The sequence below is a fragment of the Thermoflavimicrobium dichotomicum genome, from assembly GCF_900114055.1.
In the GTDB taxonomy this organism is placed as follows: domain Bacteria; phylum Bacillota; class Bacilli; order Thermoactinomycetales; family Thermoactinomycetaceae; genus Thermoflavimicrobium; species Thermoflavimicrobium dichotomicum.
In genome coordinates this window covers 1-20,248 of the sequence record NZ_FORR01000019.1, presented here as the reverse complement: position 1 = coordinate 20,248, position 20,248 = coordinate 1, and the positions used below count along the sequence as shown (strand labels likewise).

Here is a 20,248-nt window from a genome sequence, read left to right as displayed (position 1 = left end):
GATGGCTTGTCAGTTTATTTCACATTCAGAAGCAGAAACGAAAGACTTGGCACACCGTATTGCCAAATTGTTGCAGCCAGGCGATGTTCTGGCTTTGGAAGGGGACTTAGGGGCAGGGAAGACCACTTTTGCCCAGGGATTGGCAGAGGCTCTAGGTGTGACAAGGCAAGTAGATAGTCCCACTTTTACAATTATCAAAGAGTATGCAGGAGATATACCTTTTTATCATATGGATGTATATCGTTTGGAAACGGTAGAAGAAGAATTAGGGCTGGATGAGTATTTTTATGGGGATGGCATTTGTTTGGTTGAATGGGCTTCGCGGATTGCTTCTATATTGCCAAAAGAAACGATCTATCTTGATTTGAAAGTGCAATCAGATGGATCCAGGCAAATCCAGATTCATTCTTCACATCAACGGGCGATTCATCTATGTAAGGGGTTGGCTTTGTCATGAAAATACTGGCAATGGATACAACGACTTTGGTTATGGGCGTGGCTGTCTTGGAGGAAAACAAGGTTTTGGGCGAAGTTACTACGAATTTGCTAAAAAACCATTCGGTCCGTCTGATGCCAACTATTGATCGCCTGTTAAAAGATTTGGATTTGAAGATGACCGATATGGATGTGATCGCTGTAACCAGTGGTCCTGGTTCTTATACAGGAATCCGCATTGGAGTGACTTCTGCCAAAACAATGGCCTGGGCTCGAAAAATCCCTCTCTATAGCGAATCGAGCCTGACTGTACTGGCAATGAACGGTTTCCGGTTTCCGGGATTGGTTGTTCCGATATTTGATGCGAGAAGACAACGCGTTTACTCGGGCGTTTATCGTACTTGTGGAAATAAGATGGAAGAAGTCATGAAGCAGCAGGTTGTTTCCATTCATGAATGGTTGGAACAAATAGCGAAGCGGGAGGAACCCGTACTGTTTTTGGGGGATGATGTCCAATCATTTCGCGAGTTGATCATCCAACATCTAAATGAGCGAGCAGTTTTCGGAGATCCAGCTGAAAATATCCCTCGTCCGAGTCAATTGGGTTGGCTGATCTGGCAAAAGATCATACAAGGCGAAAAACCAGAAAGTCAAGCCTTTACGCCCAATTATCTTCAATTGACACAAGCTGAGGCCAATTGGTTACAAAAGCAGGGGAATGGAGAGAGTGTTCATGAATCACAAGGAAGAGAAAATTGCATTTCGTCCGATGGAAGTGTCTGATCTTCCGCAGATTCTGGAAGTGGAAATGAACTCTTTTAGTGCTCCATGGCCCAAACAAGCTTTTTATAATGAGCTGGTACGGAATCAGTTTGCTCGCTATACAGTGCTGACAGTAAATGATAAGGTTGTCGGTTATTGTGGGCTATGGATTATTTTGGATGAAGCGCACATAACCAATATTGCCATTCATCCTGATTATCGTGGACGAGGCTTGGGTAAGGCCACGCTTACTTATGTCATGGAAATGGCAAAGATGCTTGGGGCAACAAAAATGACTTTGGAAGTGCGAGTTTCCAATCATATTGCACAATCATTGTATAAAAAATTAGGGTTTGTTCCTTCCGGAATCCGCCCCAAATACTATTCAGATAATCAAGAAGACGCATTAATTATGTGGGTGACATTAAATGATACAAAAGCAAAGTCTGGTACTTGGGATTGAAACAAGTTGTGATGAAACTTCAGCAGCCGTGGTAGCCGATGGGACCAGAGTGCTATCCAACGTCATCTCTTCACAGATGGAAGTCCATCGCCGTTTTGGTGGAGTTGTGCCTGAGGTGGCTTCGAGGCGGCATGTGGAGAGAATCACGCTCATTATCGAACAGGCACTCCAGGAGGCACAGGTTGAATTGGGTGATTTGGATGCGATTGCTGTTACTCAAGGCCCTGGACTGGTTGGTGCCTTGCTAATCGGAGTTGCAGCAGGCAAAGCTCTGTCTTTCGCGTCAGGGATCCCATTGGTAGCAGTACATCATATTGCGGGTCATATCTATGCCAATCATTTAGTTAAACCTTTAGAATTTCCGCTTGTCTCGTTAGTTGTGTCGGGAGGACATACGGAATTGATCTATATGGAAAAGCACAATCATTTTGAACGTCTCGGTCAAACAAGAGATGATGCGGCTGGAGAAGCTTTTGACAAGGTAGCACGTTTGATGAACTTGCCGTATCCAGGAGGTCCACAGATCGATCGACTCGCTGTTGAGGGATCCATCAGTTATGACTTGCCACGTGCTTGGCTAGAGCCTGACTCTCTCGATTTTAGCTTTAGTGGTTTAAAATCGGCTGTCATGCAATTGATGCAAAAAGCAAAACAAAGACAGGAAGAAATTCGTCCAGCTGATCTGGCAGCCAGCTTTCAACACGCTGTCATTGATGTATTGGTTGAAAAATCGATTCGAGCCGTGAAAAAAACAGGCGTGAAACATCTGCTGTTAGCGGGTGGAGTTTCAGCGAACAGTGCATTGAGAGTACAGTTGAGTAAACGGTGTGAACAAGAGCAGATTGATTTGCGGATTCCGCCCCTTGAACTTTGTACGGATAATGCTGCGATGATTGCAGCAGCGGGTACTTTTCTCTTTTATGAAGGAAAGTTTGCTGACTTAACTTTGAATGCCGATCCTGGCTTACCTTTAACTTATTCTTAAAATCCCATGGGATACTCTCGGGATGAAATCGGATCAGTAGAAAGAATGTCCTGGTAAACAAAAAGAAATATGTTCGGAGAAAATGAAAAATGAGAGTGGATCAACCGTTAACCCAAAAAGAGGATTGTTGACAAACAAGGAATTTTGTCAACAAATCTCTAAGAGGGTTGACGGTTTTTTTATGGGATCAAGCTTGTGGTTCTAAAAAATAAAGAGAATCGTACAATTGTTTAAGTGATAATGGATTTTAACTAAGGATTGAGAAGCGTCAATGCAAGAAGACTCTGCTTCTATCTGTAGCCGAATTTTGGTAGATCAATCACTGTGTACAATTTGTATCTTTTTAATGACGAATTTTAAATATTTATTTACAAGGTACCAAATTAGTGTTTAATTGAGAATATGTATCTTTAAATGCTATGGTTGATTGGATAATGTTGGTTGCCATACTTTTTTTGAAAGTAGGTGTTTTAAATGTTTAATATGATTATTAAAAGCATGGTACAAAAAACATTTGATGCACTGAATCATGGAAATGTGGGTCCTTTGCTTAAAATGTGCGCAAGTGATGTCAAGCACACCTTTCCAGGTGATCACGCTTTAGGTGGGACAAGGAAAAGTGTAAAAGGTTTAGAAGATTGGTTTAAACGTATATTTAAATTGCTTCCTAACCTTCGATATGAAGTGAAAAACATTGATATAGATGGATCTCTGAGCGACTGTAAAATAACCATTTCCTGGGCAGATGAGGCAACGACTTCGGATGGGAAAAGTTATGCGAATGAAGGTACCTATATTATTCATGTCAAAAATATAAAAATTGTGGAAATTAAAACAATTGTACGTGATGTGAGGAAAATTGACGAGGTATGTGAGCATTTGGCGCAGCTAGGTGTAGAGGAAGCCAGTGCAGCACCCATCGAATACTGATGGCAACCAGAGAACGTTTGGTAATAACCTGACCATAAAAAAGTGGATTTTTTACTGATCTCAACCAGAGCACAAGGGCTCTGGCTTTTTGTTTCATATGATGAAAGGTCGTATCCCTCTTGCAAGATATGGATACTGGCATGACTGGAAACTTTATCAACAAGCTGAAAAGGAATCTATTCATAAAAAAAAGCGACCCAAAATCGGTCACTTTTCCTATTCATCAGCCAGTTCTGCCCATTCATCTGTTTTTTGTGATAACGTTTTTTCCAGTTGTTCCAGCTCATCCTTTAATGCTGCACTTTTGATGGGATCAGAAAACAGATCAGGTTGGCACAATTCTTCATGGATAGCGGTAATCCGTTGTTCCAGATCCATGATTTCCTGTTCCAGCTCCGCAATCCTTTGTTGCCGCTGTTTTTGGCGACGTTGTTCTTCTTTTTCTTTTTGCCGATAAGTTTGTGCTGAATGCTGTGTGGATGTTTCTTGGCTTGCTTCTTCCAGTTTTTCAAGTGCTTTTTTCTCCAGGTACCATTCATAGCTACCCGGATAATCTTTAATTCCTTCGGCAGAAACTTCCCAAATGCGACTGGCCAAGCGATTAATAAAATATCGATCGTGTGAAATGAATAATAACGTACCAGGATATCCTTCCAGGGCTTGTTCCAGTCGCTCTTTACTAAACATATCGAGGTGGTTGGTGGGCTCGTCCATCAACAGGAAGTTGGCTTGGTTCAGCAATCGTTTCAAAAGTGATAGACGAGCTTTTTCACCACCGCTTAAGTCTTCCACTCTTTTAAACACATCTTCGCCACTAAATAAAAATTGTCCCAGATAGGAACGCACGGTTGTTTGATCAAAGTGAGGATGCTCATCCCAGATTTCATCAATGACTTGTTTTTCAGGATGGAGATCTTTCTGTTCTTGATCATAGTAATCTACCTGGACATTGGTTCCCCACCTGATCTCCCCCTGATGAGGCGGAAGATGTCCAGCAAGGGTTTTAAGTAAGGTAGATTTGCCTATACCATTGGGACCTATGATGGCGATTCGTTCCCCTCGTTCAATTCGGAAGGAAAGGTCCTGAAGGATTGGGGTTTCATAACCCACGCTTAATTGGTCCACTTCCAATACTTGTTTTCCACTCGTTACAGCGATATCAAAACGAATCGCTGCCTGTTTCATTTGTGTGATCGGTTTTTCGATTCGTTCCATTTTTTCCAGGACTTTGCGCCTGCTTTGAGCTCGTTTACTGGTAGAAGCACGAGCAATATTGCGTTGAATAAATTCTTCCATCTTTTTGATTTCGGCTTGCTGTTCTTCATAAGCTTTTAATTGGCTCTTTAATCGTTCCTCTTTTTGCTGGATATAGGAAGTATAGTTTCCAACATAGCGGGTTGCCTGGTTTCTTTCAAGTTCGTAGATGACCGAAACCAGACGGTCCAGAAAATAGCGGTCGTGGGATACCAGTAGAATGGCCCCATTATAATTACGAAGGGTTTGTTCTAACCATTCGATGGCTTCAATATCCAAATAGTTGGTAGGCTCGTCCAAGATCAGGAGATCGGGTTCTTCCAGTAGCATTTTGGCTAGTGCGACACGTGTTTTCTGTCCACCGCTAAGTTCAGAAACCATAGTGGTATGGGGGTCAACGTGTCCCATTCCCAATCCATGTAAGGTGCTACGGATTTTAGCTTCATATTCGTAACCGCCTTGTTCCTCAAAGGCTTCTTGCAACGCCGCATATTTTTCCAATGTTTTTTGATACCGTTTCTCATTCGAGTAAACGTGTTCTTGTCCCATTTCTTTTTCCAATTCTCTTAGTTCTGTCTCCATTTGTTTCAAATGAGAAAACACTTGCATGAGCTCTTGCCAAATTGTTTCTTCGGAGGTAAGACCGCTATCTTGGGCTAAATAACCAACCCGAGCTTTTTTGGCAAGAATAATCTCACCTGCATCAGGGTGTAGTTCGCCTGCGATAATTTTAAGTAAAGTCGTTTTACCAGCTCCATTTACTCCAACTAATCCAACCCGTTCTTTTTCATGCACTTGTATCTGGACTTGGCGTAGAATTTCTTTACTACCAAATGATTTATCAATGGATTTTGTCTGTAAGATTAGCATTATCTTCACCTCATTTCTTATAAGTCTATATAAGAATGGAAGCTTGAGCAATCAAAGCCGAATGCACAGGCGTGATTGTGAAACTTTCTTGAACAAAATGAACAAAATAACTATAAAGTTTTTAAAAGATATTATTTGTAAAATCCTTACATAAAATAATAGATTTATATAATATTAATGTAGATGGAAGAAAGATATATCTTCGGTGCTTTCGTAACTATTAATATATAACATTTATTTTTAAAATTATATTAGTTTTTCGAAATTACAAGATAAGATGGGTTTCAGGAGTTTGGAATGATTCTTTCACGCGTAAAGGGAAGGGGAGAGGGATTTTGCATCATCTCTCTGATTTACAAAATGTGATTAGGAGGGATTGGTCATGCTAACCATTTTAGGTTTTTCCATGATTGCAGTCTTTATGTTTTTAATTATTACCAACCGTATGTCAGCTCTAGTTGCTTTGGTTGCTATACCTATCTTGTTTGCCTTAGTCGGTGGTTTTGGACTTGAAATCGGCTCCATGATGTTAGAAGGTGTAAAAAGTGTAGCACCGACTGGCGTTATGCTGATGTTTGCCATTTTATATTTTGGAATCATGATAGATGCTGGATTGTTCGATCCTCTTATTTCCAAGATATTGAAAATCGTAAAGGGAGACCCTCTAAAGATTGTAATAGGAACTGCGGTTCTTGCCATGCTTGTAGCTTTGGATGGAGATGGAACGACTACTTATATCATAACGGTTTCGGCAATGCTTCCCCTTTATCAACGGCTCGGAATGAATCCGCTGATATTGACATGTATGGCCATGTTAGGCTTTGGAATCATGAATATGACTCCATGGGGTGGACCTACGGCGAGAGCTGTGAGTGCATTGCATCTGGATGTCGGTGAAGTATTCACTCCGCTTATTCCTGTCATGGCTGGTGATATTCTTTGGATTCTTTTTACGGCATATATCTTGGGAAAAAAAGAACGTAAAAGACTGGGGATTGTGGAACTGGAATACTCTTCTAATGAATTGAAAGCTTTGCAAGAACAGGCGGCAACGATTGAGTCAGACGAAATCAAGCGTCCAAAGTTGCTATGGTTTAACTTGTTGCTAACGGTCGCTCTATTGGTCGGACTAGTCATGAGTGTAATGCCTCTGCCTGTGTTATTTATGATCGCTTTTGTAATCGCTCTCATGTTCAACTATCCAAAATTGTCAGAGCAGAAAGAACGGATCAAGAGTCATGCAGGAAATGTATTGGCTGTTGTATCGCTTGTCTTTGCATCTGGTATTTTTACTGGAATTTTATCAGGAACAAAAATGGTTGATGCCATGGCCAATAGTTTAGTCTCTATTATTCCTGAATCGTGGGGCCCCTATTTTTCTGTCATTACTGCCATAACAAGTATACCGTTTACTTATTTCATGGCAAATGATCCTTATTATTTTGGTGTTCTACCCATCATCGCCAAAACGGCAGCTGCTTATGGAATTGATGCTGCGCAAATTGCCCGAGCATCTGTACTTGGACAACCTGTTCATGCGATGAGCCCGTTAATGGCTTCTGCTTATTTATTAGTTGGAATGGTTGGGGTTGAATTTGGAGAACATCAGCGATTTATATTCAAATGGGCTTTGGGATCTTCATTTGTCATGATTGTCGTTGCCCTACTTTTGGGGGTAATTTCTTTCTAGAACAGGAATAATATGATATCCCCTTTGTTCTTCCTGATCCCGTTCGGAATGCGAGGGATTTGATTGATACTGCTAAAAAACGCCTGGTTTCTTGTACTGAGTGGCATGGGAGGATATTTGCTGTCATTTACTGGAATGTCAATCGCATGGATGATCGGCTCTTTCATTGTAGCTGGAATTCTCTCGATATTTCGCCCAAAATGGTCTGGAATAGCTGATCATCCAAAAGGCCTGCAAGTTTACTGGAGAAACATTGGACAGTGCATCTTGGGGATCGAATTAGGCCAAAAAATAAATGCCTCTGTCTTGCATATATTTTCCGAAAACTGGCTGATCATATTGGTGATGCTTTTATTATCTGTTGCGTTTTCCGTGCTTTCAGGGTTTGTCGTATGGCGATATGGTAAAACAGATATCGTAACCAGTTTTTTTGGAACAGCCCCTGGCGGACTCTCTGCCATGCCCAGCATTGCAGAGGAAGTAGGGGCAAATACCGTAATTGTAGGCATTCTTCAAACCATCCGTATATTATTGGTTATCGGTATGATCCCTCTGATCATCTCTTTTTGGAGTCCAGGTCATCTTCATATATTGGACTTGAAAAATTTCATGACATCTTATTCTGATCTTTATGGTCAAGCAAATGAAGGGAAAACTCTTTCATATATGTCGACTGTTGTGTTGGTGGCAGGCGCTTTGGGTGGATATTTGATCGGGAAAAGTGTGAAACTGCCGGCACCTTGGTTGGTTGGAAGTATGTTGGGGGTTTGCTTTGTTCACAGTCTTTGTACTTTCTATATGAAGCCAGAAACGATCGCATGGTGGCCTCATTGGCTTATTAACCTGTCTCAAATATTTATTGGTGCCAGTATCGGTTCACGCTTAAATCAAGAGATGTTTACAAAGACAAAAAAAGTCATTTTCATTGGAATGTTGAGTTCACTTGTTTTGATATTTTCGATCTTTTTTCTTGCTTTGTGTATTTCAGAAATAGCGGGAATTGACTTTATTACTTCTCTATTGGCATTTGCACCTGGTGGGATTGCAGAAATGGCTACCCTATCCGTTTTACTTCATGCAGATTCGGGCTTTGTAATGGTCGTTCAAGTGCTTAGGATTATCATTGTGTTATTGGTTTTACCTTCTCTCTTTAAAATAGTGATGAGAATATCCAGCTAATTGACGAAGTTTCCGTTTATGCCGGGTTTGTCGGCAGTCCCTCATGTTCCCAAGCAACACCATATGTCTGTTTACTATAAAGCGGAAGGAACCATCACAAAGCGCAGGAGTTGAAGATCTCCCATTTTGCACCTTTAAAGAGGTGCAATTTATTTTTTCTGGAAGTTGTTTTCGCTGGAGAAAAGCGTCAGCTGCAAGTCAGACGCAAAAATCTGCTCCATCTGAGAACACACTGAATTTAAGGATAGAAGAGAGAAAAACAGGTTAAAACTGTTGTGAATATAAAGACACAACGGGCAGATTGTTGACAAAGTTTCCGCTTATGCCGGGTTTGTCAACGGCCACACAACGGGAATGAATCATAAGAAATATTTTTGTACCCAAGGAATAGAATGATATGATTACATATAAAACGAATGCCAACCCAATCATAAGTGTTGTATATGACTGTACGGAGTAATATTGTAATTTTTACAAAAGGATTGGTTGTGATGAATCAGAAAAAAGAGTTGAGAGAGCAGATGATTCTAAGAAGAAAGCTGTTGTCACCTTCGTATATGGCTGAAAGTTCACAACGAATTAGTAAAAATTTAACACAGGCTTCTTTTTATATTCATGCGGATATGATTCTCTTTTATATGGCATTTCGTAATGAAGTAAATGTGGGATTAGCCATGGAAGAAGCGTGGAAAACAGGAAAAAAAGTCGTTTTACCTCGGGTCAATCCGAAAGAACGGACCATGAGTTGCTATCAGGTAGAGTCATTTGCAGAGCTAAAGCCCGGCTCTTATGGTATTTTAGAACCACCAGCTGACCCAGAAAAAGAGGTCCATCCAGCTGAATTATCTTTGGTAGTGGTACCAGGCGTGGCTTTTGACCATCAAGGGTATCGTTTAGGGTATGGCGGAGGTTATTATGATCGCTTTTTCAGCCAATATCCTTCCTGTCTGAGAGTGGGGGTGGCTTATCCGGAGCAGATCGTGGAAACGGTTTATCCAGAAAGTCATGATCAGCCCTTGAATTATTTAGTAACCTCTCAAGGAATATTCAATTTTTAGTTGTTTGGAAAAAGTTTGAACATGATATATTTATATATCATACCAATAAGATAATAAAGTGAGTTATGATATATTTAAAAGTAGCTTGATTCTATAAATATGGGGGTTCGTTATGGGTGAGCAAAAAATCCCACAAGTAACAGCGAAACGTTTACCACTTTATTACCGTTACTTAGAAAAATTGCATGCGATTGGCAAGCAACGTGTTTCTTCTGCCGATTTAAGCGATGCTTTGCAAATTGACCCTGCCACCATTCGACGTGATTTTTCGTATCTGGGCGAATTGGGAAAAAAGGGATATGGATATAATGTAACTTATTTACTTCAGTTTTTACGTGACTTTTTAAAACAGGATGAAGTCACCAATGTGGTATTGGTAGGTGTAGGAAATCTAGGAACTGCCCTTTTACGTTATAATTTTTACCGTAGTCACAGTACCAAAATCGTGGCTGGATTTGATAAAGATCCAGCTAAAATTGGAACGGATGTCGATGGAATTCCTGTGTATTCGATGGATCGCTTTAAGGAAGTGACCCAACTGCATAATGTTGAAGTGGCGATTTTGACGGTGCCTGTAAATGTTGCGCAGCAAACCACCGATTTTCTGGTTGAATCAGGCATACGCGGTATCTTAAACTTTACTCCAGCGAGACTGAATGCACCATCGCATGTTCGTATTCACCATATTGACTTAACTTCGGAACTCCAAACACTCATTTACTTCTTGAAAAATTTCCCTGCGGATGAAGAAAATAATGGTGAAGAGAAAAGTAATATGTAGCGTCGGTTAGAAATAGAATGATCGAAGGAGTAAACACTATGCATGATGACCAAGCCCAGCCCTTATCAGAACATCTACGTGAATTACGAAACCGCATTCTATGGGTCCTCATTTTCTTTCTTATTGCTTTTATTGTGAGTGTCGCCTATGCCAAAGATATCTTTGAGTGGGTTCGGCAAGACTCCATGCAGCATGTTCCGCTTTATACATTTAGTCCAGGGCACTCGCTAAAAGTATGGATGCAGATTGGGTTTATTGGTTCCGTTGTCTTGACCTTGCCTGTTGCGCTATACCATATTTGGCAATTTGTGCGTCCAGGGCTCAAAAAGAGTGAGCAAAGGGCCGCTTTGCTCTATATTCCTGCGGCCATTTTGCTGTTTGCCGGTGGCATCTTATTTGGCTACTATGTGTTATTTCCTTATCTCATTCAATTTTTGCAAAGCTTGAATCGGCAATTGGGATTGCAGGAAATGTATAATGTTTATGAATATTTCAGTTTTATGGTGAACATTATTTTACCCCTTGGTTTCTTTTTTGAGTTGCCAGTGATTGTGCTATTTTTAACAAGGATCCATATTATTACTCCGCAGTTTTTGGTCAAGATCAGGCGATTTGCTTACTTGGCATTAGTGATTATTGCTGCAGTGATCACTCCACCTGATGTAATCTCTGCGATTATCGTTACGATTCCGCTTATTTTCTTATATGAAATTAGTATTTTGCTTTCACATTGGTTAACCAAAAAATTGGACAAAGAAGATCAACCTCAGTTGGAAGATGAAGAATTGGAAGGCTAGGGTAAAAGCCTTCTTTTTCTATACTTACATACCTCTCACTGGATTTGGAGAGACTGGATGATGATTACACGTGAATAGAGGAGGCGTCTGTTCCATGAAAAAAACATCTTCTCGCTCCTTCCGCTGGGGTTGGTTGCTGATTTTTGGTGCTCTTCTTTTGGTATGGATTTCACCGAAAGCCAGGAAAAATGCAGGACGATGGGGACAAAAGGGAAAGCGCTGTGTTCAGGATCTTATCCATCGCTTATGGAAAAGGAAGACAGATATCGATTCTTTTGATGGATGGATGGACGAAAACATGGAGGAAAGTGTCGTTCACTTGTATGATGATCGCAGTAAAAATAGTTTGGTTTTTACCGATACCGATTAAAATTAAAAATTTTTTCCGTGTATCTCTTATTTTTGAATTCATTCGTTTGTTATTTTCTTTTTTCAGGGACTTGCAAAACGGTTTTCAGATGAATAATATAGTAATTGGATGTTAGCACTCGACCGAATCGAGTGCTAACAAAAAGAAAGGACCACCTTACCCTAACAAAGGAGGGCATATCATGATCAAGCCATTAGGTGATCGAATCGTTTTAGAGGCTATTGAGAGAGAAGAAAAAACTGCCAGCGGAATCGTATTGCCAGAAACAGCAAAAGAAAAACCACAAGAAGGCCGTGTGGTAGCTGTTGGATCTGGACGTCTTGATGAAAAAGGAAACCGTGTACCATTGGAAGTAAAAGTGGGAGATCGTGTGATCTTCTCCAAATACGCTGGTACCGAAGTAAAATATGACAACAAAGAATATCTGATCCTTCGTGAAAGTGACATCTTGGCTATAGTTGAGTAATCTGAACTAGGCTTTTCTATATAAAATTAAAAACCCTACATAAGGAAAGGGGATGCACGAAAATGGCTAAAATGATCAAATTTAGTGAAGAAGCTCGTCGTGCTATGCTGCGTGGTGTAGATGCACTTGCTGACGCTGTAAAGGTAACCCTTGGACCAAAAGGACGTAACGTTGTATTGGAAAGAAAATTCGGTTCTCCGCTCATTACCAATGACGGTGTTTCCATTGCAAAAGAGATCGAATTGGAAGATCCATTTGAAAATATGGGTGCGCAACTGGTAAAAGAAGTTGCAACCAAAACCAATGATGTAGCTGGGGACGGAACCACAACTGCTACCGTTCTTGCACAAATCATGGTTCGCGAAGGTTTGACCAACGTTGTAGCTGGTGCAAACCCAATGATCTTGCGTAAAGGTATCGAAAAAGCTGTAAATGCTGCTGTAACTGAAATCAGAAACATTGCTCAACCGATCGAAGGAAGAGAATCCATTGCTCAAGTAGCTGCAATCTCCGCTAACGATGAAGAAATCGGAAAACTGATTGCTGAAGCGATGGAAAAAGTAGGAAAAGATGGTGTAATTACAGTAGAAGAATCCAAAGGATTCAACACTGAACTCGAAGTAGTAGAAGGTATGCAATTTGATCGTGGATACATTTCTCCATATATGATCACAGATACTGACAAAATGGAAGCTGTGCTCGAAGAGCCATACATCTTGATTACCGATAAGAAAATCGGAAGCATCCAAGACATTCTCCCAATCCTTGAAAAAGTGGTACAACAAGGAAAACAACTTCTTATCATCGCTGAAGATGTAGAAGGAGAAGCGTTGGCTACCCTCGTTGTAAACAAATTGCGTGGAACCTTCACTGCTGTAGCTGTAAAAGCTCCTGGCTTTGGTGACCGTCGTAAAGCCATGTTGCAAGATATCGCCATTCTCACCGGTGGTCAAGTCATTACCGAAGAGCTTGGCCTAGACCTCAAAACGGCTAGTGTCGACATGCTCGGTCGTGCACGTCAGGTACGTGTAAGCAAAGAAGACACCATTATCGTAGACGGATACGGTGAACCATCTGATATCCAAGCACGTATTGCACAAATTCGTCAACAACTCGAAGAAACCACTTCTGAGTTTGACAAAGAAAAATTACAAGAGCGCTTGGCTAAACTCGCTGGCGGTGTAGCAGTCATTAAAGTGGGTGCTGCTACTGAAACCGAGTTGAAAGAGAAAAAACTCCGCATCGAAGATGCTCTCAACGCTACTCGTGCCGCTGTGGAAGAAGGTATCGTAGCAGGTGGTGGTACTGCACTGGTTAACGCCATCAAAGCAGTTGAAAAACTCGAAGAAACCACCACTGGCGATGAACAAACGGGTGTAAAAATCATCAAACGTGCTCTTGAAGAACCTGTTCGTTTGATCGCTCAAAACGCTGGTTATGAAGGATCTGTCATTGTTGAGCGCTTGAAAAATGAAAAAGTGGGCATTGGTTTCAACGCTCTCACCGGTGAATGGGTCAACATGATCGAAGCAGGTGTAGTAGACCCAGCAAAAGTAACCCGTTCCGCACTGCAAAATGCTGCTTCTGTAGCTGCTATGATCCTCACCACTGAGGCTGTTGTTGCTGACAAACCAGAAGAAAACAAAGGTGGTAACCCAGACATGGGTGGAATGGGCGGAATGGGCGGTATGATGTAATATCGCCTCATAAAAAAACTCCTACGGCTTTTCGTAGGAGTTTTTATTTTTAACTTAATGCAGGTCTTCCTCTCTTAAGCTTGTCCTCCAATTCTTTTAGATATGCGATTTGGGAAGGAGGTAAATGGGATTGATGCTGAGACAGAGACCAGTAGAGATAGGAGAAAATGGAACGGAATTCAATAAAAAAATCAACGTACTCTTTCCAGTCCGATTGCAACTCATTTTCCGTTAAATAGCCATCAGCAAACGCTTTTAAGAAAATTTCCTTAAACAGGGATCGTTCCGCTGGATCAACGGTCATACAAGCATGATATAAAGAGATGGCGATATCATAGGTAAAAAAATGATGCTTACAGTCGGAAAAGTCAATTAATTGCAGATTGCCGTCATTGTCGATCAGAAAATTTTCATGGGTCAAATCATTGTGGATAAGCCCATATGTTTGTTCTGATTTAGGGAAAGTGGAGATGATTTCCAGATATGCTTCCCATCTTTTTAAAATGGACTTGTCAATCAAAGAAAGATCATGGTGATAAATCTCACCTTCATTCCAATGTTCGACGGGAGAGTCGGTTTGACTGCGAAAAAATTTGAAAGAAAGTGCATGCATTTTTCCCATGACTTGTCCCCATCTTCGAAATAATTGATCGTTCCATTCAGTTGGACAATAGGGATCAATTTTTTTACCTTTTGCTTTTTCAAAAGAAATCACACAGCATGGAAATGGAAGTTTATGAATGATTTCAACCTGTTGTCCTTTTTTGGAAAGAACGGTTTGTGGGATAAAGAGACCATGTTTTCTGAGAAACTCCACCCACTCTAGCTCCATATATAAAAGGCCTTCATCTCTCATGGCAAGGGGGATGAGTTTTAAGACATAGGTTTGTCCATTTCGCTTATACTCATATACGTTTTTATAAAAGCCGCCAAGTATTTTCAATGATGCTGGATCTCCATCAAATCGTTCACATGCTTCCTGAAGAATATCTTGGCTCCACATAAAAAGTTCCTCCATTCTTCTTGCAATCTTGCACTGGATAGTATGAGCAGGTTGATTAGTTGAACGTTTGGCTGTGGAAAATGAAGGCGGTAGAGCAAGCTCACAATGATCCACTTTGTTCAATAGAATGATATCGTTACTTTGTGCATGAAATGAATAGGAAGTATTCCATTTTATATACTAACGTATTTGCAGATGGACGAAGAGATACCTTCTCATAGGATAGCTTGTTTCATCCTGCTTGTGTTGATGGTTACTTGTATAAATTTTGTCTAGATTTTTCATTGATCGGAAAAGCAATCTGTTTTTAGTTATATCGTTTTATCGATATAGTGTGTAGTTGATAGGGTATAATATTTTTGATTGGTGAATGGGAGGGAACTCGACAATGGAGGCTTCTGATCGTTTAGAAAATAAGAACAGTTACACAGAAAATCTCTGCTCTACAGAAAACCATACAAGAAAAAGCAAAACTTCACCCAAGGTTAAAAATAACCTGATTACACGTTTAAATCGGATTGAAGGCCAAATTCGTGGTGTCAAAGGCATGATTGAAAAAGATACCTATTGTGATGATGTCTTGAATCAAATTGCCGCCATCCAATCTGCTTTAAACAGTGTAGGCAAAATTTTGTTAGAAGGTCATATGCGTAGTTGTGTTGTAGAACGAATTCAGGAGGGAGATTATGAAGTGATTGATGAGTTATTGACTACAATGAAAAAATTAATGAAATAATAGCATAGAGATGAAAACGGCAAAGCATTGGTTTATAAAGATCCGCATGATATCAATGAATCCAGCTTGACCGGTTCTTTGAGGCTTTGTTATCATAATGAACGGTAGATCTAAAGCCCGTATATGTTTAGGAATATGGCCTAAACGTTTCTACCCGACTACCGTAAATAGTCGGACTACGAGCGATAGGTTACCTGGAATCCTGAATTTTTTCTTCATTTGGGTATAATCATGGATCGTATGAAGAAAATAGGGAGCCGGGACCTATATCGCGACAGAGGCGGTATAGGTACCCGGTTTTTTTCTAAGGTAAACCATATGTGAGAAATGAGGGATGGACCATGGAAAAAACAATGGAAAAAGTTGTAGTTCTCGACTTTGGTGGACAATATAACCAATTGATTGCTCGTAGGATTCGGGATTTAGGGGTCTATAGTGAACTGTTGCCACACCATGTTTCGGCAGAAGAGCTAAGAAAATTGGCTCCAAAAGGGATTGTGTTCTCAGGCGGTCCTAATAGCGTTTATGATTCCAAAGCCCCAAAATGTGACCCTAGTATTTTTGAATTAGGGATTCCAATCCTGGGTATTTGTTATGGCATGCAACTGATCGCTGCTCACTTTGGGGCAAAGGTAGATCGGGCAGAAAAGAGAGAATATGGAAAAGCAGAAATGGAAGTCGTTTCTGATTCTGTTCTTTATCGGGATTTAGATCGTTTCCAAACTGTATGGATGAGTCATACAGATGTTGTGGTAACTCCGCCGGCCGGGTTCCAAGTCGATGCCAGAACTCATTCTGCACCTGTAGCAGCGATGAGTGATCCAGCCAGAAATATTTATGCCGTGCAGTTCCATCCAGAAGTTCGTCATACGGTATATGGGAATGATATGATTTCGCATTTTCTGTATGATGTTTGTCAGTGCTCAGGCAATTGGTCGATGGAGACTTTTATTGAAGATGCTGTCAGCGAGATTCGCCAGCGTGTTGGTAAGGAAAAAGTGCTTTGTGCTTTGAGTGGTGGTGTTGATTCTTCGGTTGTAGCAGCACTGATCCATCGAGCCATTGGGGATCAGCTGACTTGTATGTTTGTGGATCACGGCTTTCTGCGCAAAGGGGAAGCGGAAAGTGTTGTGAAAACTTTTGGTGAGCATTTTCAAATGAACTTGATCAAAATCGATGCCCGTGAGCGCTTCTTGCAAAAATTGAAAGGTGTAACAGATCCTGAACAGAAGCGAAAAATCATTGGTAACGAATTTATTCGCGTATTTGAAGAAGAATCTGCAAAGCTGGGAGATCATCGCTTTTTGGGACAAGGCACATTGTATACCGATATTATTGAGTCTGGTACAGATACAGCACATACCATTAAGTCCCACCACAATGTAGGCGGACTTCCTGAAGACATGAAAATGGAATTGATTGAACCGCTGAATACCTTATTTAAAGATGAAGTGCGCCGTGTAGGTGAAGAGCTGGGTTTGCCAGCAGAAATTGTATGGCGTCAGCCATTCCCTGGTCCAGGACTGGCTATCCGTGTGATCGGTGAAGTGACCGAACATAAATTGAATATTGTGCGTGAATCGGATGCGATTTTGCGTGAAGAAATTAAAAAGGCGGGCTTGGATCGGGAAATTTGGCAATATTTCACGACACTGCCTGACTTCCGTAGTGTTGGTGTAATGGGAGATGCGCGTACTTATGCTTATACCGTAGGAATTCGAGCAGTTACATCCATTGATGGCATGACAGCAGATTGGGCACGTATTCCTTATGAGGTATTGGAGCGCATTTCTACCCGGATTGTGAACGAAGTCGAAGATGTCAACCGTGTGGTTTATGATATTACATCGAAACCACCTTCAACCATTGAGTGGGAGTAGGATCGGAGGTATCTCATGACAAGCATTCGTGCAAAATTGGCTCGCTTCTTTGGGTTTGAAGAATATGGGACCGATTTGAAGACAGAGATATTAGCAGGCGTTACCACCTTTTTTGCGATGGCATATATCTTACTGGTAAACCCGTCTATGTTGGGGAAACAAGCGGGGATGGATCTTGGAGCTGTATTTGTGGCGACAGCTGTTTCTGCAGCCCTTGGGACTTTTTTAATGGGAGTGATTGCGAACTATCCGATCGCTTTAGCTCCAGGTATGGGTTTGATTGCTTATTTTACCTATGTGGTTGTTCTCGATATGAAAATACCGTGGCAAACAGCCTTGGGAGCTGTATTTATATCCGGTGTCATCTTTTTTATTCTTACGGTTACGAAAGTACGTGAATTAATTATTAACGCTATTCCTGCGAGTTTAAAGTATGCAGTATCTGCCGGTATTGGGCTGTTTATCGCTTTTATTGGCTTGAAAAATGCACAGATCATCATCTCTTCCAAAGCGACCTTTGTTACTATAAATCCAGATATTGCGCATAAGCCGGAAATCCTTTTAACGTTGTTTGGTCTCATTTTCACGATTATCTTAATGGTACGCAAAATTAAAGGAGCCATTTTTATCGGGATGATCGCCACTGCTATCGTGGGGATGCTGACAGGATTGGTGAAAGTTCCTCAAAAGATCTTCGATGTTCCACCAAGTATTGCTCCAACATTGTTTAAATTAGATGTTCCAGGTGCACTGGATTTAGGACTGGCTACGATTGTATTTGCTTTTTTATTTGTTGATTTGTTTGATAATGCGGGTACATTGGTGGGAGTGGCGAATCAGGCCGGTTTATTGAAAGATAATAAGCTGCCTCGTGCAGGAAAAGCCTTGCTCACAGATTCAATTGCTACGATGAGTGGAGCGATGCTGGGGACATCCACTGTCACCTCTTATATTGAGTCCTCAGCAGGTGTTGCTTCAGGTGGACGCACAGGAATGACATCTGTTGTAACATCCCTATGTTTTGTGATGTCCTTATTTTTCTTTCCGCTTATTGAAACATTTGCATCTGTATCTGCCATTACATCTCCAGCATTGATTATCGTAGGAATCCTGATGGCGGGAAGCATGAAGAAAATTGAATGGGATACGTTTTCTGAGGCAGTCCCGGCTTTCCTGACCATCATTATGATGCCACTTTCTTTCAGTATTGCAACCGGTATTGCGATCGGATTTATTATCTATCCTTTGATACAGGTAGTGGCTGGAGAATGGCGTAAGGTTCATCCGATTATTTATGTATTGGGCGTGGTATTTGTTTTACGCTTTGTATTTCTCGGAGCGATCTGATCCGGCGATTTATATGAACAAGAATATTGGCTAACCGTTTGAGCCTCTAAAGAAGTGAAGAGGCTCTTTTTTTGCATGAAAAAGAGGGATTTTTCGCATGTTATGGGGAAGGGGGTATGATCATGATCGGGTTATGTCAGTATTTACTCATTTTTCTTCTTATTTGGTCTGGTTTTTGGCCGTATAGTTTAGAAGACAAGACAGACTCGCTGATTCTAAAAATAGTGGCACAAAAAGAACAGGCAGTGAACAAAAAAGACTGGGGCGTCTATCAATCTGTTTTAGACGCAGAAAAGCCTTTTTATAAACAGGAACAAAAAAGATGGTTTGAAGATGCAATCAAATATATAGATCCAGGATCTTTTCGGTTAAAAGTCCTTTCTCTGTCGCGAAAAACTCCTCACGAATATCAAGCATGGATTGATCAATCTTATCGAAAAAACGGAAAGAAATATGCGATTCAATATCCACTGCGTTTTCGATATACCCCTATGGGATGGAAAGATGCTGATTTGATTTTTCATCAAGTGAAAAACGATTTTATATCTGCTTATTTTACGGATCTTTCGCTAAAGGAAGAAGGAGTACTTGCATTAAATGTGTTGAAGAAAGCAGCCAGGATCTTGAAAGAAAAGTATCGATGGGAGCCCAAACAAGTAGAAGTGAAGCTTTATCATCAACCCGAACTGTTTCGCCAGTCGATTAAGCTTTCTCTTCCGCAATGGGCAGTTGGATGGCATGAAGCCAATCAGGCTATAAAGTTTATCGGGGGTGTGATCAGTAAAGAGGAGATGGCTTCAGGGATGGTTCATGAGCTGATCCACCAGATGATTAGCGAATTGACAAATGACAATGCGGCATATTGGCTTCAAGAAGGGGCAGCAACCTACTATGAAAGACATTTGTTAGGTACCAGTGACAACATCCAGATCCCATCGATCGTTTACTCTCTGCCTGAACTGGAAAAGATCCATTTGGAGAGCTTGCCAAGTGATCAAGCTTATTTGTATTATCAGTCGTGTTATCGGATTTTTGATTTTTTGATCCAGCAATATGGAGAAAAGAAAGTAAAAGAGCTATTTTCCCAATTGGCTAAGAAAGCTTATCTAGATCAAGAAAGCGATCAAAAACAAGAACGGACAGTGAGAAGAACAAAAGAAGCAATCAAAGAGGTATTAGGCATTTCAAGTGAACAGTTGGAGAAAAAATGGAGATCGTCGTTAAAAAAAGATATTGACTTCCCAAAGGTAATCTGATATATTAGTGATCGTTGCTAATACAGAGATGCAACAGATCCAGAAAATGTTTGTAAAAAAAATTGTTGACATGAAGGATTAAATGTGATAGAGTAATAGATGTCGCTGCTCAAAAAAAGCGAGTGACAAAAAGTGTTCCTTGAAAACTGAAGAGTGAAGCATGACCTCGTTGATTCGATAGAGCAAATCAAACTTTTTTTGGAGAGTTTGATCCTGGCTCAGGATGAACGCTGGCGGCGTGCCTAATACATGCAAGTCGAGCGGGGTTATTTCCTTCGGGAAATAACCT

The 20,248-nt window shown here is 40.9% G+C and carries 19 protein-coding genes, 1 rRNA gene and 1 riboswitch; of the genes, 18 read left to right on the top strand and 2 right to left on the bottom strand.

Going from position 1 to position 20,248, the window contains the following annotated elements:
- Position 1 precedes the first annotated feature (1 nt).
- The 5 genes from tsaE to BMZ78_RS14935 all read left to right on the top strand — a co-directional run bounded on the left by tsaE (position 2) and on the right by BMZ78_RS14935 (position 3,575).
- On the top strand, positions 2-457 hold the full coding sequence (gene tsaE / locus BMZ78_RS14955; protein WP_093231237.1) for a tRNA (adenosine(37)-N6)-threonylcarbamoyltransferase complex ATPase subunit type 1 TsaE: 456 nt from the start codon (positions 2-4) through the stop codon (positions 455-457).
- Positions 454-1,218 carry a tRNA (adenosine(37)-N6)-threonylcarbamoyltransferase complex dimerization subunit type 1 TsaB gene (gene tsaB / locus BMZ78_RS14950; RefSeq protein WP_093231236.1) on the top strand — a complete coding sequence of 255 codons (765 nt, stop codon included), beginning with the start codon at positions 454-456 and terminating at the stop codon, positions 1,216-1,218. The genes tsaE and tsaB overlap by 4 nt, the downstream gene beginning before the upstream one ends.
- A complete protein-coding gene (rimI, locus tag BMZ78_RS14945) occupies positions 1,169-1,660 on the top strand; it encodes a ribosomal protein S18-alanine N-acetyltransferase (protein WP_093231235.1) in 492 nt (163 codons plus the stop codon). The genes tsaB and rimI overlap by 50 nt, the downstream gene beginning before the upstream one ends.
- The gene (gene tsaD / locus BMZ78_RS14940; RefSeq protein WP_093231234.1) at positions 1,626-2,645 is read left to right on the top strand and encodes a tRNA (adenosine(37)-N6)-threonylcarbamoyltransferase complex transferase subunit TsaD; all 1,020 of its coding nucleotides are present in this window, start codon (positions 1,626-1,628) and stop codon (positions 2,643-2,645) included. Before rimI ends, tsaD begins: the two co-directional genes overlap by 35 nt.
- A gap of 474 nt (positions 2,646-3,119) precedes the next feature.
- Positions 3,120-3,575: a nuclear transport factor 2 family protein gene (locus BMZ78_RS14935; protein WP_093231233.1), complete on the top strand. Its 456-nt coding sequence runs from the start codon at positions 3,120-3,122 to the stop codon at positions 3,573-3,575.
- A gap of 216 nt (positions 3,576-3,791) precedes the next feature.
- Here BMZ78_RS14935 and BMZ78_RS14930 read toward each other — a convergent pair whose 3' ends face one another.
- Entirely contained in the window at positions 3,792-5,699 is a 1,908-nt protein-coding gene (locus BMZ78_RS14930) for an ABC-F family ATP-binding cassette domain-containing protein (RefSeq protein ID WP_093231232.1), read from the bottom strand.
- Between the two features lie 382 nt (positions 5,700-6,081).
- Between BMZ78_RS14930 and BMZ78_RS14925 the strand changes: the two genes are divergently transcribed.
- The 8 genes from BMZ78_RS14925 to groL all read left to right on the top strand — a co-directional run bounded on the left by BMZ78_RS14925 (position 6,082) and on the right by groL (position 13,737).
- Positions 6,082-7,389 (top strand): CitMHS family transporter, encoded by a 1,308-nt coding sequence (locus tag BMZ78_RS14925; RefSeq protein ID WP_093231231.1) that lies wholly within the window; start codon positions 6,082-6,084, stop codon positions 7,387-7,389.
- 63 nt (positions 7,390-7,452) lie between these two features.
- On the top strand, positions 7,453-8,568 hold the full coding sequence (locus BMZ78_RS14920) for an AbrB family transcriptional regulator (RefSeq protein WP_281244585.1): 1,116 nt from the start codon (positions 7,453-7,455) through the stop codon (positions 8,566-8,568).
- 491 nt (positions 8,569-9,059) lie between these two features.
- Positions 9,060-9,626, top strand: a complete 567-nt coding sequence (locus tag BMZ78_RS14915; protein ID WP_175482507.1) for a 5-formyltetrahydrofolate cyclo-ligase — start codon at positions 9,060-9,062, stop codon at positions 9,624-9,626.
- Positions 9,627-9,738: 112 nt separating this feature from the next.
- Entirely contained in the window at positions 9,739-10,407 is a 669-nt protein-coding gene (locus BMZ78_RS14910) for a redox-sensing transcriptional repressor Rex (RefSeq protein WP_093231229.1), read from the top strand.
- 38 nt (positions 10,408-10,445) lie between these two features.
- The gene (gene tatC, locus BMZ78_RS14905) at positions 10,446-11,204 is read left to right on the top strand and encodes a twin-arginine translocase subunit TatC (protein ID WP_093231228.1); all 759 of its coding nucleotides are present in this window, start codon (positions 10,446-10,448) and stop codon (positions 11,202-11,204) included.
- 94 nt (positions 11,205-11,298) lie between these two features.
- Positions 11,299-11,574: a hypothetical protein gene (locus tag BMZ78_RS14900; RefSeq protein WP_093231227.1), complete on the top strand. Its 276-nt coding sequence runs from the start codon at positions 11,299-11,301 to the stop codon at positions 11,572-11,574.
- Positions 11,575-11,755: 181 nt separating this feature from the next.
- Positions 11,756-12,040, top strand: a complete 285-nt coding sequence (groES, locus tag BMZ78_RS14895) for a co-chaperone GroES (RefSeq protein ID WP_093231226.1) — start codon at positions 11,756-11,758, stop codon at positions 12,038-12,040.
- A gap of 62 nt (positions 12,041-12,102) precedes the next feature.
- Positions 12,103-13,737, top strand: a complete 1,635-nt coding sequence (gene groL, locus BMZ78_RS14890; RefSeq protein WP_093231225.1) for a chaperonin GroEL — start codon at positions 12,103-12,105, stop codon at positions 13,735-13,737.
- Positions 13,738-13,786: 49 nt separating this feature from the next.
- On the opposite strand, the gene BMZ78_RS14885 is transcribed toward groL, so the two are convergent.
- The gene (locus BMZ78_RS14885; protein ID WP_175482506.1) at positions 13,787-14,740 is read right to left on the bottom strand and encodes a phosphotransferase enzyme family protein; all 954 of its coding nucleotides are present in this window, start codon (positions 14,738-14,740) and stop codon (positions 13,787-13,789) included.
- Positions 14,741-15,128: 388 nt separating this feature from the next.
- On the opposite strand from BMZ78_RS14885, the gene BMZ78_RS14880 reads away from it, so the two are divergent.
- From BMZ78_RS14880 to BMZ78_RS14860, 5 genes are all read left to right on the top strand, one after another.
- Positions 15,129-15,476, top strand: a complete 348-nt coding sequence (locus BMZ78_RS14880; RefSeq protein ID WP_093231223.1) for a metal-sensitive transcriptional regulator — start codon at positions 15,129-15,131, stop codon at positions 15,474-15,476.
- A 97-nt stretch (positions 15,477-15,573) separates the two neighbouring features.
- Positions 15,574-15,675, top strand: a riboswitch (purine riboswitch).
- A 142-nt stretch (positions 15,676-15,817) separates the two neighbouring features.
- A complete protein-coding gene (gene guaA, locus BMZ78_RS14875) occupies positions 15,818-17,356 on the top strand; it encodes a glutamine-hydrolyzing GMP synthase (protein WP_093231222.1) in 1,539 nt (512 codons plus the stop codon).
- A gap of 15 nt (positions 17,357-17,371) precedes the next feature.
- On the top strand, positions 17,372-18,703 hold the full coding sequence (locus BMZ78_RS14870) for an NCS2 family permease (RefSeq protein WP_281244584.1): 1,332 nt from the start codon (positions 17,372-17,374) through the stop codon (positions 18,701-18,703).
- A 122-nt stretch (positions 18,704-18,825) separates the two neighbouring features.
- Positions 18,826-19,959, top strand: coding sequence for a peptidase MA family metallohydrolase (locus BMZ78_RS14865; RefSeq protein WP_175482505.1), 1,134 nt, complete (start codon positions 18,826-18,828; stop codon positions 19,957-19,959).
- A gap of 195 nt (positions 19,960-20,154) precedes the next feature.
- Positions 20,155-20,248: ribosomal RNA gene (locus BMZ78_RS14860) — 16S ribosomal RNA — on the top strand; the annotation flags it as partial.

Coding starts and splice junctions, on each gene's coding strand:
- rimI (WP_093231235.1), top strand. CDS start 1,169: ATGAATCACAAGGAAGAGAAAATTGCATTTCGTCCGATGGAAGTGTCT.
- tsaD (WP_093231234.1), top strand. CDS start 1,626: ATGATACAAAAGCAAAGTCTGGTACTTGGGATTGAAACAAGTTGTGAT.
- BMZ78_RS14885 (WP_175482506.1), bottom strand. CDS start 14,740: ATGTGGAGCCAAGATATTCTTCAGGAAGCATGTGAACGATTTGATGGA.
- tsaE (WP_093231237.1), top strand. CDS start 2: ATGGCTTGTCAGTTTATTTCACATTCAGAAGCAGAAACGAAAGACTTG.
- BMZ78_RS14930 (WP_093231232.1), bottom strand. CDS start 5,699: ATGCTAATCTTACAGACAAAATCCATTGATAAATCATTTGGTAGTAAA.
- BMZ78_RS14925 (WP_093231231.1), top strand. CDS start 6,082: ATGCTAACCATTTTAGGTTTTTCCATGATTGCAGTCTTTATGTTTTTA.
- groL (WP_093231225.1), top strand. CDS start 12,103: ATGGCTAAAATGATCAAATTTAGTGAAGAAGCTCGTCGTGCTATGCTG.
- BMZ78_RS14880 (WP_093231223.1), top strand. CDS start 15,129: ATGGAGGCTTCTGATCGTTTAGAAAATAAGAACAGTTACACAGAAAAT.
- BMZ78_RS14865 (WP_175482505.1), top strand. CDS start 18,826: ATGATCGGGTTATGTCAGTATTTACTCATTTTTCTTCTTATTTGGTCT.
- BMZ78_RS14935 (WP_093231233.1), top strand. CDS start 3,120: ATGTTTAATATGATTATTAAAAGCATGGTACAAAAAACATTTGATGCA.
- BMZ78_RS14870 (WP_281244584.1), top strand. CDS start 17,372: ATGACAAGCATTCGTGCAAAATTGGCTCGCTTCTTTGGGTTTGAAGAA.
- groES (WP_093231226.1), top strand. CDS start 11,756: ATGATCAAGCCATTAGGTGATCGAATCGTTTTAGAGGCTATTGAGAGA.
- tsaB (WP_093231236.1), top strand. CDS start 454: ATGAAAATACTGGCAATGGATACAACGACTTTGGTTATGGGCGTGGCT.
- guaA (WP_093231222.1), top strand. CDS start 15,818: ATGGAAAAAACAATGGAAAAAGTTGTAGTTCTCGACTTTGGTGGACAA.
- BMZ78_RS14910 (WP_093231229.1), top strand. CDS start 9,739: ATGGGTGAGCAAAAAATCCCACAAGTAACAGCGAAACGTTTACCACTT.
- BMZ78_RS14915 (WP_175482507.1), top strand. CDS start 9,060: ATGAATCAGAAAAAAGAGTTGAGAGAGCAGATGATTCTAAGAAGAAAG.
- tatC (WP_093231228.1), top strand. CDS start 10,446: ATGCATGATGACCAAGCCCAGCCCTTATCAGAACATCTACGTGAATTA.
- BMZ78_RS14900 (WP_093231227.1), top strand. CDS start 11,299: ATGAAAAAAACATCTTCTCGCTCCTTCCGCTGGGGTTGGTTGCTGATT.